Source organism: Streptomyces sp. SCL15-4 (assembly GCF_033366695.1).
Lineage (GTDB): Bacteria > Actinomycetota > Actinomycetes > Streptomycetales > Streptomycetaceae > Streptomyces.
In genome coordinates this window covers 3686261-3702310 of sequence record NZ_JAOBTQ010000001.1, presented here as the reverse complement: position 1 = coordinate 3702310, position 16050 = coordinate 3686261, and the positions used below count along the sequence as shown (strand labels likewise).

At 73.6% G+C, this 16050-nt stretch carries 17 protein-coding genes; 12 read left to right on the top strand and 5 right to left on the bottom strand.

Annotated elements, in window-relative coordinates; all coding sequences use genetic code 11:
• Positions 1–115 precede the first annotated feature (115 nt).
• From SCK26_RS16030 to SCK26_RS16010, 5 genes are all read left to right on the top strand, one after another.
• A complete protein-coding gene (locus SCK26_RS16030; protein ID WP_318201986.1) occupies positions 116–1039 on the top strand; it encodes a LysR family transcriptional regulator in 924 nt (307 codons plus the stop codon).
• Positions 1040–1096: 57 nt separating this feature from the next.
• Positions 1097–2107: a helix-turn-helix domain-containing protein gene (locus SCK26_RS16025; RefSeq protein WP_318201985.1), complete on the top strand. Its 1011-nt coding sequence runs from the start codon at positions 1097–1099 to the stop codon at positions 2105–2107.
• A gap of 129 nt (positions 2108–2236) precedes the next feature.
• Entirely contained in the window at positions 2237–3064 is an 828-nt protein-coding gene (locus SCK26_RS16020; RefSeq protein WP_318201984.1) for a hypothetical protein, read from the top strand.
• A 37-nt stretch (positions 3065–3101) separates the two neighbouring features.
• Positions 3102–4775 carry a hypothetical protein gene (locus tag SCK26_RS16015; protein WP_318201983.1) on the top strand — a complete coding sequence of 558 codons (1674 nt, stop codon included), beginning with the start codon at positions 3102–3104 and terminating at the stop codon, positions 4773–4775.
• Between the two features lie 94 nt (positions 4776–4869).
• Positions 4870–6324 (top strand): transglycosylase family protein, encoded by a 1455-nt coding sequence (locus SCK26_RS16010; RefSeq protein WP_318201982.1) that lies wholly within the window; start codon positions 4870–4872, stop codon positions 6322–6324.
• Between the two features lie 6 nt (positions 6325–6330).
• On the opposite strand, the gene SCK26_RS16005 is transcribed toward SCK26_RS16010, so the two are convergent.
• The gene (locus SCK26_RS16005) at positions 6331–6960 is read right to left on the bottom strand and encodes a class I SAM-dependent DNA methyltransferase (protein WP_318201981.1); all 630 of its coding nucleotides are present in this window, start codon (positions 6958–6960) and stop codon (positions 6331–6333) included.
• 84 nt (positions 6961–7044) lie between these two features.
• Between SCK26_RS16005 and SCK26_RS16000 the strand changes: the two genes are divergently transcribed.
• Positions 7045–8691, top strand: coding sequence for a serine/threonine-protein kinase (locus SCK26_RS16000; RefSeq protein WP_318201980.1), 1647 nt, complete (start codon positions 7045–7047; stop codon positions 8689–8691).
• Here SCK26_RS16000 and SCK26_RS15995 read toward each other — a convergent pair.
• Positions 8688–9002 (bottom strand): AzlD domain-containing protein, encoded by a 315-nt coding sequence (locus tag SCK26_RS15995; RefSeq protein ID WP_318201979.1) that lies wholly within the window; start codon positions 9000–9002, stop codon positions 8688–8690. The two genes, SCK26_RS16000 and SCK26_RS15995, sit on opposite strands and share 4 nt — an antisense overlap.
• Positions 8999–9715, bottom strand: coding sequence for an AzlC family ABC transporter permease (locus tag SCK26_RS15990; protein WP_318201978.1), 717 nt, complete (start codon positions 9713–9715; stop codon positions 8999–9001). The genes SCK26_RS15995 and SCK26_RS15990 overlap by 4 nt, the downstream gene beginning before the upstream one ends.
• A 67-nt stretch (positions 9716–9782) precedes the next feature.
• On the opposite strand from SCK26_RS15990, the gene SCK26_RS15985 reads away from it, so the two are divergent.
• Positions 9783–10349, top strand: coding sequence for an XRE family transcriptional regulator (locus SCK26_RS15985; protein WP_318201977.1), 567 nt, complete (start codon positions 9783–9785; stop codon positions 10347–10349).
• Between the two features lie 137 nt (positions 10350–10486).
• Here SCK26_RS15985 and SCK26_RS15980 read toward each other — a convergent pair whose 3' ends face one another.
• Positions 10487–10690: a cold-shock protein gene (locus SCK26_RS15980; protein ID WP_016645643.1), complete on the bottom strand. Its 204-nt coding sequence runs from the start codon at positions 10688–10690 to the stop codon at positions 10487–10489.
• A 285-nt stretch (positions 10691–10975) separates the two neighbouring features.
• Here SCK26_RS15980 and SCK26_RS15975 point away from each other — a divergent pair, with 285 nt between their 5' ends.
• The 5 genes from SCK26_RS15975 to SCK26_RS15950 all read left to right on the top strand — a co-directional run bounded on the left by SCK26_RS15975 (position 10976) and on the right by SCK26_RS15950 (position 15697).
• Entirely contained in the window at positions 10976–11824 is an 849-nt protein-coding gene (locus SCK26_RS15975) for a menaquinone biosynthetic enzyme MqnA/MqnD family protein (RefSeq protein WP_318201976.1), read from the top strand.
• A gap of 539 nt (positions 11825–12363) precedes the next feature.
• Positions 12364–13011 (top strand): prepilin peptidase, encoded by a 648-nt coding sequence (locus SCK26_RS15965; protein WP_412080748.1) that lies wholly within the window; start codon positions 12364–12366, stop codon positions 13009–13011.
• 80 nt (positions 13012–13091) lie between these two features.
• Positions 13092–14291 (top strand): cyclic dehypoxanthinyl futalosine synthase, encoded by a 1200-nt coding sequence (gene mqnC, locus SCK26_RS15960; protein ID WP_318201975.1) that lies wholly within the window; start codon positions 13092–13094, stop codon positions 14289–14291.
• Between the two features lie 33 nt (positions 14292–14324).
• On the top strand, positions 14325–14924 hold the full coding sequence (locus tag SCK26_RS15955; protein WP_318201974.1) for an imidazolonepropionase-like domain-containing protein: 600 nt from the start codon (positions 14325–14327) through the stop codon (positions 14922–14924).
• Positions 14925–14983: 59 nt separating this feature from the next.
• Entirely contained in the window at positions 14984–15697 is a 714-nt protein-coding gene (locus SCK26_RS15950) for a demethylmenaquinone methyltransferase (RefSeq protein WP_318201973.1), read from the top strand.
• Here the strand turns inward: SCK26_RS15950 and SCK26_RS15945 are convergent.
• Positions 15684–16001, bottom strand: coding sequence for a PASTA domain-containing protein (locus tag SCK26_RS15945; protein ID WP_318201972.1), 318 nt, complete (start codon positions 15999–16001; stop codon positions 15684–15686). The genes SCK26_RS15950 and SCK26_RS15945 overlap by 14 nt on opposite strands.
• Positions 16002–16050 lie beyond the last annotated feature (49 nt).

Genomic DNA, 16050 nt, shown 5'->3' with positions numbered 1-16050 from the left:
CGGGGAGCGGGTTGCCGCCTGGGTCGGTCGCGGCCCTGACACGATCCTCGTACGACGCCAACACCCAGTCAATCCTGGGGTTTTCTTCCCAGGCCCAAGCATTAACTTGGGTCTTATGACTCTGGACGATCTCCGTGTGTTCGTGGCCGTGTGCCGCGCGGGCAGCCTCAGTTCGGTCGCCCGGGACCTCGGCCGCACCCAGTCCGCCGTCAGCCAGCACGTGAAGCGGCTGGAGCGGGAGACCGGCGTCGCCCTGCTGGAGCGCAGGCCGCGCGGGGTCGTGCCGACCCAGGCCGGCCGGATACTGGAGATGGCGGCGGCCGAGGGCATCAACGGCCTCGACCTGGCCGTACGGCAGCTCCGCGACCTCCTCGACGGCCACAGCGGACACGTCCGCGTGGCCACGGGCGCCACGACCGTCCGGCACTTCATGTCCGACGCCGTCGTGGCCTTCCGCCGCCGTCATCCCAAGGTCAACCTGGAGTTCCGCACGGTCAGTTCGGGCCGGGGCAGCTTCGACGCCCTCGCCGACGGCACCCTGGACCTCGCCTGGATCACCATCGGCCCGCCGGTCCGCGGCATCGAACAGCGGACCGTCGTGGAACTGCCCTGGCTCCTCGCCGTACCCGCCGACGACCCCCTCTCCGCCCGCGCCCACCTCGACCCCGCCGAACTGGCCGGCACCCGGCTCATCCGGCTTCCGCCCAACTCCGCCTCCGCCGCCCACCTCGAAGCGGCCTGCGCGGAACGGGGCGTGCGGTTCGCCCACGAGCCGAGCGTCGCGGACTGGGACACCGCCCTCCTCCTCGCCGAACTGGGCGTCGGCAGGGCGGTCGTCCCCGCCGTGCCCGGCCTGCCCGTCCCCGGCGACGGCCCGCTGCGGCTGATCCCGCTGCCCGGCCTCCGTCCCCTCCCCGTCGGCTGGGCCGTCCGCCGCTGGGACGCCCTCAGCCCGCCGGCCCGCGCCTTCGCGGACACGGTCGCTCCCGTGCGCTGGGAAACATCCCGGCCGCACACCCTTCGGGGCGCTACAACCTGACGTCGGTCTGAGCGGTCTCGTCTTCGCAGGTCAGTCACCCTGTTTAAGGCGAGGCGAATGATCGGATTGACGTTCCGCAGCGAGGACATGCCCGCGGAGGACAGATTCGACCGCTGGCGCGCGATGCTCGACCGCAGCCGTGCCAGCGAGGTCGCGAGCGCGTATGCCCGGGACTACCGGGCCGAGGGCCGGCTGATGGAGCTGGGACCGGTGACGGTGCTGCCGATGGCGTGTGCCCCGGCGCGCTACTGGCGCAGCGCGCGGATGGTGCGCGGGACGGACCGCGAGCGCTACCACCTGACGCTGCTGCTCGACGGGGACATGGTCCTGGACCACGCCGGGCGGAGCGGCGCGCTGCGCCCGGGAGACCTGCACGTGGTCGACAGCTCGCGGCCGTACGACCTGCGGACAGGGGGCGACGGGGAACTCCGCCTCGCCAGGGGGATCGGCGTGGACTTCCCGAAGGCGCTGCTGCCCTTGCCCCCGCACCGGATAGGGGAGCTGCTCGGGCGGGGGCTGCCGGGGCAGGACGGCACGGGGGCGCTGCTGACGCAGATGCTGGCCGGTCTGGAGCGCCAGGCGGACACACTGCGGCCGGCCGACGCGCCGCGCCTGGGGGCGGTCGTACTGGATCTGCTGTCGGCGTGGCTGGCCCAGCTCGCGGAGGCGGAGGCCGCGCTGGCGCCGGAGGCCCGGCACCGGGTCATGGCGGAACGCATCCTGGCGTTCATCAAGCAGAACCTGCACGATCCGGAGCTGTCGCCGCCGGTGATCGCCGCCGCGCACCACATCTCGCTCAGCTATCTGCACCGGATCTTCCGGCAGTGGTCGCAGGGGGAGCCGGTCGCGGCGTGGATCCGCCGGCGGCGGCTCGAAGGCGCGCGCCGGGACCTGGCCGACCCCTTGCTGCGGGGCACGCCGATCCACACCATCGCGGCGCGCTGGGGGCTGCCCCGGGCCTCGGACTTCACCCGGGCCTTCCGCGCCGCCTACGGGATCTCGCCGAAGGAGTTCCGCTGCCAGGCGCTGCCGGAGCCGCGTCGTGCACGCGTTGCGAACAAGGTGTGAACTCACCGCGAACGACGGCCGACGATCCTGCGGGCATAGTCGATCAGGCACCGGCCGGGCCACTTGATCGCTCACATCCATGCTTCGTGGGGTACTCATGCGCACCTTCGACACTCGGGCCTGTCTGTCATGGCCCTGACCATCTCGTCCCGCTCCGTCCGGCTCGCCGTCCTGGCCGGAGCGGGCGTACTCGCCGCCACCGCCGTCTACGCGGTGACCGACCACGCCGACGCGTCCGAGGACCCGGCACCGCCGGTCGCGGCGGCCACCGCTGAACACCACACGACCGCCCCGGCCGTCCCGAGCGCCCCGGCCACCACGCCGGCCGCCACCCAGGCACCGCCTGCCGCCGCGGCCGAGAAGGCGGCGCCCGCCACGACACCGGCGGCACGCGCGCCCGGATCCGCCGGGGAGAAGGCGCTCGCCGCGACCCGGGTCACCGCCCGCCGGCTTCCGGACCACACCGCGCAGAAGTGGAAGGAGCTGGCCCCGCCCAGCACCCGGCGGCCGGGCCCGGAGTTCCAGCTCAACGAGTGCGTGACCGTGCGCGGAGCCACCGGCTGGCAGCAGCAGGGGTTCATCAGCGCGCACAGGACGCCGGCGGTCCAGGACTCCCTCGGCTTCCGGGACGCCGCCTCGGCCCGGGCCGCCTACCGCGAGGTCCTCGCCGGCATGAAGGACTGCGAGGCCACCAGCCGAACGCTCCAGAAGCGGTACGGGCTCGCCGCCGACGCCCGGGTCCGGCAGACCGCCACCGCCGGGGAGACCGCCGCCTGGTCCCGCGCCTGGACGGCCGTACAGGGCCTGTCGGCCCCCGGCGCCCAGGCCAACCACGTCTACGCCGTCCGGCGCGGCTCCGTGCTCGTCCTGCTCCACTTCGACGAGTGGGACTCCGCCGCGCCCCGTTCCTACGACCCGAAGGGCGACGCGGAGGTCCTCGCCGGCCTCGCCCGCTGAGCCCCCTTCCCCCCGTCCACCTTGTCAGGAGACACCTGTGCCCGCTCGTCGTACCGCCGTGCTGCGCTGCACCACCGCCCTGGTGGCCGCCGGCCTCACCGCCACCGTGCTGTCCGCCGTCACCGCGGCCCCCGCCCAGGCCGCCTCGTCCATCGGCGGCAAGATCACCCGGAGCGAGATCCTCTCCCGGGCCCAGTACTGGGTGGACGAGGGCGTCCCCTACAACCAGGCCGGCTACTACCCCGACCCGCAGGGCACCAAGTACCGCGAGGACTGCTCCGGTTACGTGTCCATGGCCTGGCACGCCGACAGCTCGTACACCACCTGGACCCTGCCGGACATCTCCACCGACATCACCAACTCCCAGCTGCTGCCCGGCGACGCGCTGAACTACTCGGCCGAGCACGTCGTCCTCTTCGGCGGCTGGGAGGACAAGGCGGCAGGCACGTTCACGTACTTCGCCGAGAACAACCCCTCCGTACTGACCAACAAGTACAGCGCGAACATCAACGGCAGCACCCTGGCCGGCTGGCCCACCAGCTACTACCAGGCCATCCGCTACGACAACGTGGTGGACGACCCGGCACGGCCGGCCGCCAGCGGTTTCGCCGACGGGCAGGGCACCCTGTCCATCGCGCACACCCGCGACGGACAGCTGGACACCTTCCTCGCCCAGTCCAACGGCGCGATCGCGCGCAACATGGAGACGACCCCGTCCGGCGGCTGGAGCGGCTGGGCCCCGGGCTTCGCGCCGGAGAACGCCGCCAAGAGCGTCGTCACCGGCGTCCACCCCGACGGCCGGGTGGAGGTGTTCGCGCTCCAGACCAACGGCGCCGTCGCCCGCAGGTACCAGACGAGCCCCTACGGCGCCTGGAGCGACTGGGAGAACTTCGCCCCGGCGAACTCGGCCGCGCAGCTGAAGGTGGCCCGGCACGCGGACGGCCGGCTCAGCGTGTTCATGCTCCAGTCCAACGGCGGCATCGCCCGCAAGTACGAGACCGGCGTGGGCGGTTCCTGGAGTGACTGGGCTTCCTTCGCACCGGCCGGCGCGGCCTCCTCCTTCACGGTCGGCACGCACGCCGACGGCCGGATGGACGTCTTCGCCGTGCAGACCAACGGCGGTGTCGCCCACATCGCCGAGACGGAGGCCTCGCACGGCTGGGGCGACTGGACCGGCCTCGCGGACGCCGGGGCCGCCAACACCGCGCTGTCGGCGGGCGCCGGCAGCAACATCGCCGTGGCCAACCAGAAGGACGGCCGGCTGAACGTCTTCATCGTGCAGTCCAACGGCGCCGTCTCCCGCAACTACGAGACCAGCGTGAACGGCGCGTGGAGCGGCTGGAAGGGCTTCGCCTCCGCCGGGGCCGCCCTGACCGGCGGCCCGCGTGCCGGAATCACCCCGGTCAGCGGCACCAACATCTCGGTGGGCACGCACGACGACGGACGCCTGGACGTCGTCATGCTCCAGTCCAACGGCGGGGTCGCCCGCAACTACGAGACCAGCCCCGGCGGCACCTGGAGCAACTGGGAGGTGCTGGCGGACGCGGGCAGCGCCGCCTCGGTGGAGGCCACGGCCCACTCCGACGGCCGGTTCGACGTCTTCGTCACCCAGACCAACGGCGCCCTCTCGCGCAACTACGAGACCAGCCCCGGCGGTTCGCTGTCCGGCTGGAAGGGCTTCGCCCCGGCGGGCGCGGCGAAGACCTACTGACCGCCCACCGGCCCACGGGGCCCGGAGCGCCATCCGCTCCGGGCCCCGGCCTTCCCACGCCCCGCCCCCGCTCCCGTACCGAAGGACGCCCACCATGCCCGCGCTGCCCCGTCATGCCCGCGCCCTCCTGCTCCCCCTCGCCGCCGCCCTCCCGCTGACCCTGGCCGGCGTCCACCCGGCGGCCGCCGCCTCCGTGACGACCTGGGACAAGGTGGCCGCGTGCGAAAGCGGCGGCAACTGGGCCATCAACACCGGAAACGGCTACTACGGCGGTCTCCAGATCAGCCTCGCCAACTGGCAGCACTACGGCGGCACCGGCTACGCCCCGCGCCCCGACCTCGCCACCAAGAAGGAACAGATCCTGATCGCGGAGAAGATCCTCGCCGACCAGGGCGCCGGCGCCTGGGCCTGCGCCCCTGGCACCGGGCTCGGCACCGACACGGCCGACCCGTACCCGGAGTTCACCGGGCCCGTCGCCGGCGATTCGGGCAACCCGTCGGCCGCCGTCCACTGGGACGACCGGGCCGAGGCCTACCTGGTCCAGGGCAACGGCGGCATCATGACGGCCACCGAGTCCGGCGGCGGCTGGGGCGCCCTCTCGGGATTCGCCGAGGCCGGTACCGCCAAGGCGGTGTCCACGGCGCTGGACGCCAAGGGCCGGACCGTCGTGTTCGTCCTCCAGTCCAACGGCGGCGTGGCCACCCGGACCGAGACGAGCGCCGGCAGCCACGCCTTCGGCGGCTGGTCCTTCCTCGCCGAGGCGTCGTCGGCGGTGGAGGCCAGGCCCGTGCGGTTCGCCGACGGGCGGCTGGGCCTGGTCGTGGTGCAGTCCAGCGGCGGTGTCGCCGTCCGCGCGGAGACCGCGCCGGGCAGCGGCGGCTGGGGCGGCTGGACCTTCCTGACCGGCTCGGGCGTCAAGAGCGTGACCGCCGGTGTGGAGGCGGACGGCCGGATCCACCTCTTCGCCCTCCAGACCAACGGCGGCATCGCCGAAACCACCGAGACCTCCCCGGGCACGGCCACCTGGCGCGGCTGGAGCGGCGGTTTCGCCCAGGCCGGGGCGCTCGCCACCGACCTGCCCGCCGCGCAGGGCGGTTCCCTCGCGGTCGGCAACCTCGCGAACGGCGCCCTCACGGTCGCCGTAGTCCAGTCCAACGGCGGGGTCGGCACCCGCTACCAGACCTCCCCGAACGGCCCCTGGAACGAGAGCTGGGGCAGTCTCGCCCCGGCCGGCGCGGCCCGGAGCGTCGCGCTGGCCCGGCACCGCAGCGGGGTGCTCAGCGTGGTCGTCGTGCAGTCCAACGGCGGTGTCACGAGCCGCGTCGAGACCTCGGCGAACGGCCCGTGGAGCGACGGCTGGCGGACCCTCGCCCCCGCCGGAGCCGCCGTCTCCGTCAACACCGTCCGGCTCGGGGACGGCCGCGTCGACGCCCTGGTGGTGCAGACCAACGGGGGCGTGGCGAGCGCGCCCGAGACCAGCGCGGGCAGCGGTGTCTACGGCACGGACTGGGAGCAGCTCGCCCCGGCCGGCGCGGTCTCCACGAGCTGAGCCCCCTCAGCCGTCCTTCCGGGCCAGGAGGAACGCCTGCGGGGCCGACTCCCCGTGTTCGGCCACCCGCTCCCGCACCGTGCTGGAATGCACGGCGAAACCGGCGCCCCTCAGCAGCTCCGCCATCCGCTCGGGACGGCGGCGGTGGAAGTCCAGGGAGACGGGGTGGCCCCACGGCCGGTCGAGGTGCAACGGTTCGTCGCCGGCCTGGAAGGCGAGCAGCAGCCGGCCGCCGGGAGCGAGGACCCGGTGGAACTCGGAGAAGAGCGAGGGAAGTTCGTCCGCGGGCGTGTGGATGCTGGAGTACCAGGAGACCACTCCGGCCAGCGAACCGTCCGCCGAGGACAGCGACCTCATCGAGCCCTGCTCGAACCGCAGCTCCGGATACCTGCGGCGGGCGACGGCGATCATCGACTCGGACAGATCGAGGCCGGACACGGACAGACCGAGCCCGTCGAGGTGCGCGGTGATCTCGCCGGGACCGCAGCCGAGGTCGGCGACCGGGCCCATGGGCCCGACCTGTTCGGCGTACGCGGCGAGCAGGGCCCGCTCCAGGGGCCGGTGCGCGAGCTGGTCGCGGAAGCGGACGGCGTAGTCCTCGGCGATGGTGTCGTAGAAGGCGCGGGTGCCGGTCATGAGGAGGGACCCTAGCGGGCCGTGCCCGCAAGCCCCGTAGTCTGGCTGCCGTTGGCGGGAACATGACGTGGGGGGCAGGGGCCGATGGACCAGGCGACGGATGTCTTCCGGGCGCTCCAGGCCGAGGATCCGGTGACGGTGGCCGGTTACCGGCCGGCCGCCCGGCTGGGCGCGGGCGGTATGGGCCGGGTGTATCTGTCGCACACCCAGGGCGGACGCCCCGTCGCGCTGAAGGTCGTACGGCCCGAGCTGGCGGACGATCCCGACTTCCGGCGGCGGTTCCGGCGGGAGGTCACGGCGGCCCGCCGGGTGCGCGGCGCGTACACCGCCGAGTTGATCGACGCGGACCCGGACGGCACCCCGCCGTGGCTGGCCACCCTGTACGTGCCGGGGCCGTCGCTGGGCGACGCGGTGGCCCGGCGCGGGCCGCTGCCGGTGGCGGCGGTGCTGTGGCTGATGGCCGGGGTCGCGGAGGCGTTGCAGGCCATCCACGCCGAGGGGATCGTGCACCGGGACCTGAAGCCGTCGAACGTGCTGCTGGCCGCCGACGGGCCCCGGGTGATCGACTTCGGTATCGCGCTGGCGGCGGACGGCACGTCGTACACCGCGACGGGCAGCACGATCGGCACGCCCGCGTTCATGGCGCCCGAGCAGGCGATCGGCGGCGAGGTGACGGCGGCGACGGACGTGTTCGCGCTCGGGCAGACGGCCGCGTTCGCGGCGCTGGGCCGGCCGCTGTACGGCGAGGGGCCGGGCGTGAACGTGCTGTACCGGATCGTCCACTCCGAACCGGAACTGTCGGCGCTGCCCGAGCCGCTGCGCCCGCTGTTCGCCCGGTGCCTGGCCGCCGACCCCACGGAGCGGGCCACTCCGGCGGAGATCGTGCGGTGGTGCCGGCAGCGGCTGGGCGCGGAGGCCGGCACGGGCGGGGGACCGGCCGTGTGGCGGGAGATCACCGGGCCGGAGGTCACGGTCCCGGCGCCGGTACCCGAGCCCACCGAGGTCGTCCCGCGGCCGCTGACCGGTTATCCGCCGCCCGGGTGGCTCCGGCCGACGGTGGAGGAGCGCGGGGCCCGCAGGCGGCGTGCCGCGCTGCTGTCGGTCGCCGCGGTGGCGGCCGGCGCGCTGCTGGTCGCCGTCCTGGCCTGGACGGGCCTGGACGCCGAGGGCCGGTCCGGTACGCGGAAGACGGCGGCCGACGCCACGGCGACCACGGCATCCACGGCGTCCGCGGCATCCGGCGGAGGAAGGGACGCGCGGTCTTCGGCATCCGCTTCCGACGCGTCGGACTCCTCCGGCCCGGGAGCCGTACCCGGCGCGGCGCAGCCCTCCTCGGCCTCGCCGTCGCCGCCGCGCGTCGACTCCTTCGCCCCGGCGTTCCTGAACGCGACGACCCCGCTCGGCATCGAGCACCCGGGCGGCAAGGCGAAGGACGACAAGGGCGCTCTCCGCCTCGCCTGCCGGTCGGCCGGGTGTGCGCTGGACAGCGGTGACAGCATCATCATCCAGATGTACGGCGCCCACGGCACCACTCTCGGCGAGTGCCGTCGGATCCTCGAAGACGCCACGAAGCACAGCTGGACGCTGACCGGGGCGGCGGCCGGCACCGAGTTCTGTGTCAAGCACCCCTCGGGTGACATCGCGCTGTTCGTCATCCAGATCAAGTCGACCGCGATGCCGGAAGCCGCCTTCCTCGAAGGGGATCTGACCGTCTGGCGGGACGCGGCCTAACCCACTCCGGCCAGCCGCAGCAGCGCCGTCGTCGCGGCGGCGGCCACGACCACCGCGCCGAACGGGGCCCGCCGCCAGGCCAGCGCCGCGCCCACCAGCACCCCGGCCGGACGGGCCCAGCCCGCGAGGCCCCCGGATTCGGTCAGCGCGCCGGTGGCCAGCAGAGCGGCCAGCAGCACCACCGCGCCCGCCGACGCCAGCTCCTGCACCCGGGCCGGGACCGTGACCCGGCCGTGCAGGACCGGGCCCACCAGCCGGAAGGCGTACGTGCCGACGGCCAGGGCGAGGATCACGGTCACGGTGGCGTTCATACGGCGCCGCCCGGTACGGCGGGGCGTCTGTGCAGGAACAGGCCGGCCAGCGCGAGCAGCACCGGGACCCCGGCGGGGACGGCGGGCGTGACCGCGAGGGCGAGCGCGGCGCCGGGCAGCGCGCACCGCCGTACCGTCGCGTCCGCGCGCAGGGCGGGCAGGACCAGGGCTGCCAGGACGGCCGGGAAGGCGGCGTCCAGGCCGTAGCGAGAGGTGTCGCCGAGCACGCTGCCCGCGAGGGCGCCGGCCAGCACGCCGAGGTTCCACACCGCGAACAGGCCGAGTCCGACGGTCCAGAACGCCCGGCGCCGCCGGACCGGGTCCGGCTGGGCGAGGGCGAAGGCGACCGTCTCGTCCGTGACCAGGTGGGCGCCGAGGAACCGGCTCGCGCGGCCAGAGCCGAGGACCTCGGCCACGGCCAGACTGAAGGCGGCCGTCCGGGTGTTGAGCAGCAGCCCGGCGGTCACGGCCGCGGCCGGGCCGCCGCCGGCGAACAGCACGCCCACCGCGCTGAACTGGGCCGCTCCCGCGTACACCACCACGGACATCAGCACCGGCACCCACAGGGGCAGGCCGCCCGCGACCGACACGGCACCGAAGGACACGCCGACGATGCCACCGGCCAGCCAGACGAGCGCGCTGTCCCTGACGAGGGCGCGGTCGTCGGCGCTGTCTGCGGGCCCGGCGGGGCCCGTTCGCTGTGTCGAACGCACGTTTTCTACGATGAACGCTGAGCACATTGTCCGTCAAGGCACACGATCGTGTGATGGAGCGAACGACATGTCCGAGGCCACCCCCGCCCGACTCCCCCTGGAATGGATCGCCGCCTCCCTGAAGCGGGAGCGCGGCCGTGCCGGGCTGTCCCTGTCCGAGCTGGCCAGGCGTGCCGGCGTCGCCAAGTCCACGCTGTCCCAGCTGGAGGCGGCGAGCGGGAACCCGAGCATGGAGACCCTCTGGGCGCTCGCGGTGGCGCTCGGCGTGCCGTTCAGCGCGCTGGTCGAGCCGCCGGTGCAACCCGTACGGGTGATCCGGGCCGGTCAGGGGCCCGCGGTCCACTCCGAGCAGGCCGACTACCTGGCCTCGCTGCTCTCCGCCTGTCCGCCAGGGGCCCGCCGGGACCTGTATTTCGTCTGGCTGGAGCCGGGCACCGTACGGGATTCAGAACCGCATATTCCGGGGACCGTGGAACACATCGTGGTGAGCGAGGGCCGGGTGAAAGCGGGGCCGCGCGGGGAGGCCGTGGAACTGGGGCCGGGGGACTACATGTCGTACCGGGGCGACGTGCCGCACGCGTACGAGGCGCTCGCGGCCGGGACGAAGTTCGTGCTCGTCATGCAGCACGTGTGAGAGTTCCGGGACGCACGGGTCCGGTGAGGCCGGTGCGGTCCGTGAACGGGAAATGAACGGGAAAAGGCAGGAGCCCCGTCGCCGGGTGGCGCGGGGCTCCTTGGGTACTGCGCTCAGGTTCTGCGATCAGGCAGGAATCAGGCGGGGGTGACGTTCTCCGCCTGCGGGCCCTTCGGGCCCTGCGTGACGTCGAAGGTCACCGCCTGGTTCTCCTCCAGGGAGCGGAAGCCGCTGGCGTTGATCGCGGAGTAGTGAACGAAGACGTCGGGGCCGCCGCCTTCCTGGGCGATGAAGCCAAAGCCCTTTTCGGCGTTGAACCACTTAACGGTTCCGGTAGCCATAAGCCCTCCTTGGGCCCAAAAGGGTTGCCCTGCTCCAGAACCTGCAAGTGTGAAACGGTGCCGCATCACTGCATACTTCTGAAAACGACGAGAGCCCGCGGTCACATGCTCCGCAGGCTCTGTACTGCAAGGGAAACCAAACTGCAACTTGCGGCGAGCCTAGCACGCGGGCGCCGGAAAGCAATAGAGGTCAAGATCACTTCACCCGAATGTTTGAACGTCCGCTGGGCCGTTCGGGGTCGGGGTGGTCCAGGTGCCGTACGGGACGGGAGCTAGTCTCGCGATGTGGACAATTCTCGCACCCGGCCGCGTGTCGGCCACATCCAGTTCCTGAACTGCCTGCCCCTGTACTGGGGGCTCGCGAGAACCGGCACGCTGCTCGACTTCGAGCTGACCAAGGACACCCCCGAGAAGCTCAGCGAGCGGCTGGTGCGCGGCGACCTCGACATCGGGCCCGTCACCCTCGTCGAGTTCCTCCGCAACGCCGACGACCTCGTCGCCTTCCCGGACATCGCCGTGGGCTGCGACGGGCCGGTGATGTCCTGCGTGATCGTCTCCCAGCTGCCGCTGGACCGGCTGGACGGCGCACGCGTCGCCCTCGGCTCGACCTCCCGCACCTCCGTCCGGCTCGCCCAGCTCCTGCTCGCCGAGCGGTACGGCGTCCGGCCCGACTACTACACCTGCCCGCCCGACCTCAGCCTGATGATGCAGGAGGCCGAGGCCGCCGTCCTCATCGGCGACGCGGCCCTGCGCGCCAACCTGGTCGACGGGCCCCGCTACGGCCTCCAGGTGCACGACCTCGGCGCGCTCTGGAAGGAGTGGACCGGGCTGCCGTTCGTCTTCGCGGTCTGGGCGGCGCGCCGGGACTACGCCGAGCGCGAGCCGGTCATCACCCGCCGGGTCCACGAGGCCTTCCTCGAGTCCCGCAACCTCTCCCTGGTGGAGGTCGCCAAGGTCGCCGAACAGGCCGCCCGCTGGGAGGCGTTCGACGAGGCCACGCTGGAGCGGTACTTCACCACCCTCGACTTCAGCTTCGGCGCCCCCCAGCTGGAGGCGGTCGCCGAGTTCGCCCGCCGGGTGGGACCGACGACCGGGTTTCCGGCCGACGTACGGGTGGACCTGCTCCGGCGGTGAGCGCCGGCGGTCCGGGAGAAGGAGGGGTGGGGCACATGGCCGGGCCGACCACGGGGTCGCTGGTCCTCGCGGCCGGAGCGTGGGGCGCCCTCGCGGGCGCGCTGCTGCCCCGCGCCGCGTACCGCTTCTCCGTTCCCCACGGCGAGCCGTGGCGCGACCGCTGCCCGGCCGGCGTCCACCCCGTCCGGGGATGGCTGGGGAGCGCGAACTGCGCGGAGTGCGCGAGCGCCAAGGGACGCGCGGAGTCCGAAGGGGACGCGCACCACGGGAGGTCCTCCGGGCCGTCCGGCGATGGGGCACCCCCCGGCCCGCCCGACGACGAGGCGCCCTCCGGGCCGGCCGGCAGTGGAATGCCTTCCGCGTCGGCTGACGGCGGGGCACAACAGGCGTCCGCCCATGGGGGAGCCCGCTCCGGGCCCGCCCACGAGGGAGCCCCTTCCCGGCCGGCCGACGGGGGAGCCCCCTCCGGGCCGGCCGGCGCCAGGGCGTCCTCCGGGGCCGGGGGCCGTGGGTCGCGCCCTGAGCCTGCCGGCAGCGGGATGCCTTCCGGGCCCGCCGACGACGGGGCGCCTTCCATGCCGGCCGGCGGCAAGGGACACACGGCGTCGGCCGACAGCGGGACGCCCTCCGGGCACGCCGGGCGGGGCGTGCCTTCCGCCTCGCTCCTCGCCCTCGTCACCGCTCTCGTCTGTGCCGCTCTCGCCGTGGCGACCGGTACCCGGCCCGAAGTGGCGGTCTGGCTGCTGCTCGCGCCCGTCGGGGTGCTGCTCGCCGCCGTGGATCTGCGGGTGCGCCGGCTGCCCGACCCGCTCACCCTCCCGCTCGCCCCCGCCGCCCTCGCCCTGCTCGGCCTCGCCGCCCTGCTGCCCGAGCACACCGGCCACTGGCCCACCGCCCTCTGCGCCGCCCTCGTCCTCGCCGCCGGCTACCTCGTGCTGCACCTCCTCAACCCGGACGGCATGGGCTTCGGCGACGTCAAACTGGCCGTCGGCGCGGGCGCCGTGCTCGGCTGGTACGGCTGGCCCACCGTGCTGCTCGGCACGTTCGCCGCGTTCCTGCTCGGCGCCCTCTACGGCGGCGCCCTCGTCCTCGCCGGACGCGCGGGCCGCAAGACGGGCGTGCCGTTCGGCCCGTTCCTGCTGGCCGGCACCCTCGCCGGGCTGCTGACCGGGGCGTTCGCGGCCTGACGTCGGCCGCCGGAACCGCCTGGCGTAGGCTGACGTCGTCCGTCCACAACCCCTTACGAAACCTTGCGAAAGGGACGCCGGTGACCGAGAAGGCCGACCTCCAGTCCGTCCTCGACCGCGCCGCGGCGGGCGGACGCATCACCCCCGAGGAAGCGCTCGCCCTCTACCGTGACGCCCCCCTGCACGCCCTGGGCTCCGCCGCCGACGCCGTGCGCCGCCGCATGTACGCGGGCACCGAGCACATCGCCACGTACATCATCGAGCGGAACATCAACTACACGAACGTGTGTGTCACGGCGTGCAAGTTCTGCGCCTTCTACGCGGCCCCCAAGGACACCGAGAAGGGCTGGACCCGCGACCTGGACGACATCCTGCGCCGCTGCGCGGAGACCGTCGAACTGGGCGGCACCCAGATCATGTTCCAGGGCGGCCACCACCCGGACTACGGCGTCGAGTACTACGAGAAGCACTTCCGGGCCATCAAGGAGGCCTTCCCGCAGCTGGTGATCCACTCCCTCGGCGCGTCCGAGGTCGAGCACATGGCGCGGATCAGCGGCGTCTCCGTCGAGGAGGCCATCACCCGGATCCACGAGGCGGGCCTGGACTCCTTCGCCGGCGCCGGTGCCGAGCTGCTGCCGGAGCGGCCGCGCAAGGCCATCGCGCCGCTGAAGGAGAGCGGCGAACGCTGGCTGGAGATCATGGAGACCGCGCACCGGCTGGGCGTGGAGTCCACCTCCACCATGCTCATGGGCACCGGCGAGACCAACGCCGAGCGCATCGAGCACCTGCGGATGATCCGGGACGTACAGGACCGCACGGGCGGCTTCCGCGCGTTCATCCCGTACACCTACCAGCCCGAGAACAACCACCTGAAGGGCCGCACCCAGGCGACCCTGTTCGAGTACCTGCGGATGATCGCGATCGCCCGGCTCTTCCTGGACAACGTCCGGCACATCCAGGGCTCCTGGCTCACCACCGGCAAGGAGATCGGCCAGCTGTCCCTGCACTACGGCGCGGACGACCTCGGCTCGATCATGCTGGAGGAGAACGTGGTCTCCTCGGCCGGCGCCAGGCACCGCTCCAACCGCCTGGAGATCATCGACCTGATCCGCAAGGCGGGCCGCGTCCCGGCGCAGCGCGCGACGACGTACGAGCACCTCGTCGTGCACGACGACCCGGCGAACGACCCCGTGGACGACCGCGTGGTCTCCCACATCTCCTCCACGGCCATCGAGGGCGGCACCGCTCACCCCGAGCTGAAGCTGCTCGCGTCGAACTAGCCGAGCAGCCGAGCCAGGAGAACCGGAACCGCCGTGCTGACGCTCCACGCGGACTCCAGGGGCCTCGCCCACCTCGTCCGGGGTGAGTGGATCGAGGCCGTCGGGCCCCTGGAGGAACTGGCCGCCGCGCACCCGCACGCGCGCGTGCGCCGCTGGCCGGGCATCCTCACGCCCGGCTTCGTCAACCCCCACGGCAACGAGCTGCTGGAGGAGACGTACCACCCCGATCCGCGCGAGGCCGGCACCCTCGGCACCGAGCCGCTGACCGGCCCCGCGCTCGCCGCGCTCCCCATGGACGACGCCCGCCGGGCCGCGAGCGCCCGGCGCGGGATCCAGCGCATGCTGGCGTACGGCACGGTCGCCGTGGCCTGTGAGCCGCTGCGCGTCCGCGCGGTCCGGGACGCCGTACGCCGTACCGGCATGGCCGTGGTGGCCCGCCAGGCCCCCGCCGACGGCCCTCCTTGCCTCGACCCCTTCGCCCACCGCGCCCGGCCGGCCGCGCCCCGCCTCCCGGGCTCCGCCGCCGACTTCGCCGTCTTCGACGTCGAGGACGAGACGGAACTGGCCGAACGGGGAGCCGGGACCTGCGTGGCGACGGTCCTGTCGGGCCGTCTGCTCTTCCGCCGCCGCTAGCCACCCACACGCAGCAAGCCGCCGCCCGCTCCGTGCGGCCCGGCTGCAACAATGGGCGGGTGACCCGCGCTTCCCTGAACAAGCAGCCGCACGAAGTCGCCTCGATGTTCGACGACGTGGCGGAACGGTACGACCTGACGAACGACGTGCTGTCACTCGGCCAGGACCGCCGCTGGCGCAAGGAGGTGGCGGCGGCCGTCGACGCCCGCCCCGCGCAGAAGGTCCTGGACCTCGCCGCCGGCACGGCCACCTCCTCCCTCCCCTTCACGCGGACGGGCGCGTACGTCGTCCCCTGCGACTTCTCCCTCGGCATGCTCCAGGTCGGCAAGAAGAAGCACACCTGGCTGCCGTTCACCGCGGGCGACGCGACGAGACTGCCCTTCAAGGACGACACCTTCGACGCGGTGACGATCTCCTTCGGGCTGCGCAACGTCCAGGACACGGACGCGGCCCTGCGCGAGATGTACCGCGTCACCCGTCCCGGCGGACGCGTGGTGATCTGCGAGTTCTCCCACCCGACCTGGGCGCCGTTCCGCACCGTCTACACCGAGTACCTGATGCGCGCGCTGCCGCCGGTCGCCCGCGCGGTCTCCTCGAACCCGGACGCGTACGTCTACCTCGCCGAGTCCATCCGGGCCTGGCCCGATCAGCCCGGACTCGCCGAACGCCTGCGCAAGGCGGGCTGGTCGAAGGTCGCCTGGCGCAACCTCACCGGCGGTGTGGTCGCGCTGCACCGGGGTTTCAAGGAGGACCCCGGCCTCACGGAGAGCTGATCCCGGCCGCCTCGCGCGGATCGCGGGGCGTATCCAGCTCCCGCCGCAGCCCTCCGCGCGGCGGCCCCGGAACACGCGGCTCCCGCACGCCCCCGCCGCCCTCGCCCTCCCCGAAGCCGAACCACACGTACACCGTCGAGTCGCGCGGCACCTCGGTCCCGGGCTGCGGATGCTGGCGTACGACGTAGTCCACGACGGCGAGGCGGAAGTCCGGCCGGTCCGGCGCGTCCAGGGACAGCCCTCGCGCCCGGGCCGTCTCGCGCGCGTCCACGGCCATCAGGCCGACCAGACGCGGAACGCGCACTTCGGGCGTCTTGGGTGGTACAGGCACAGATGTCACCCCCAGCGGTACT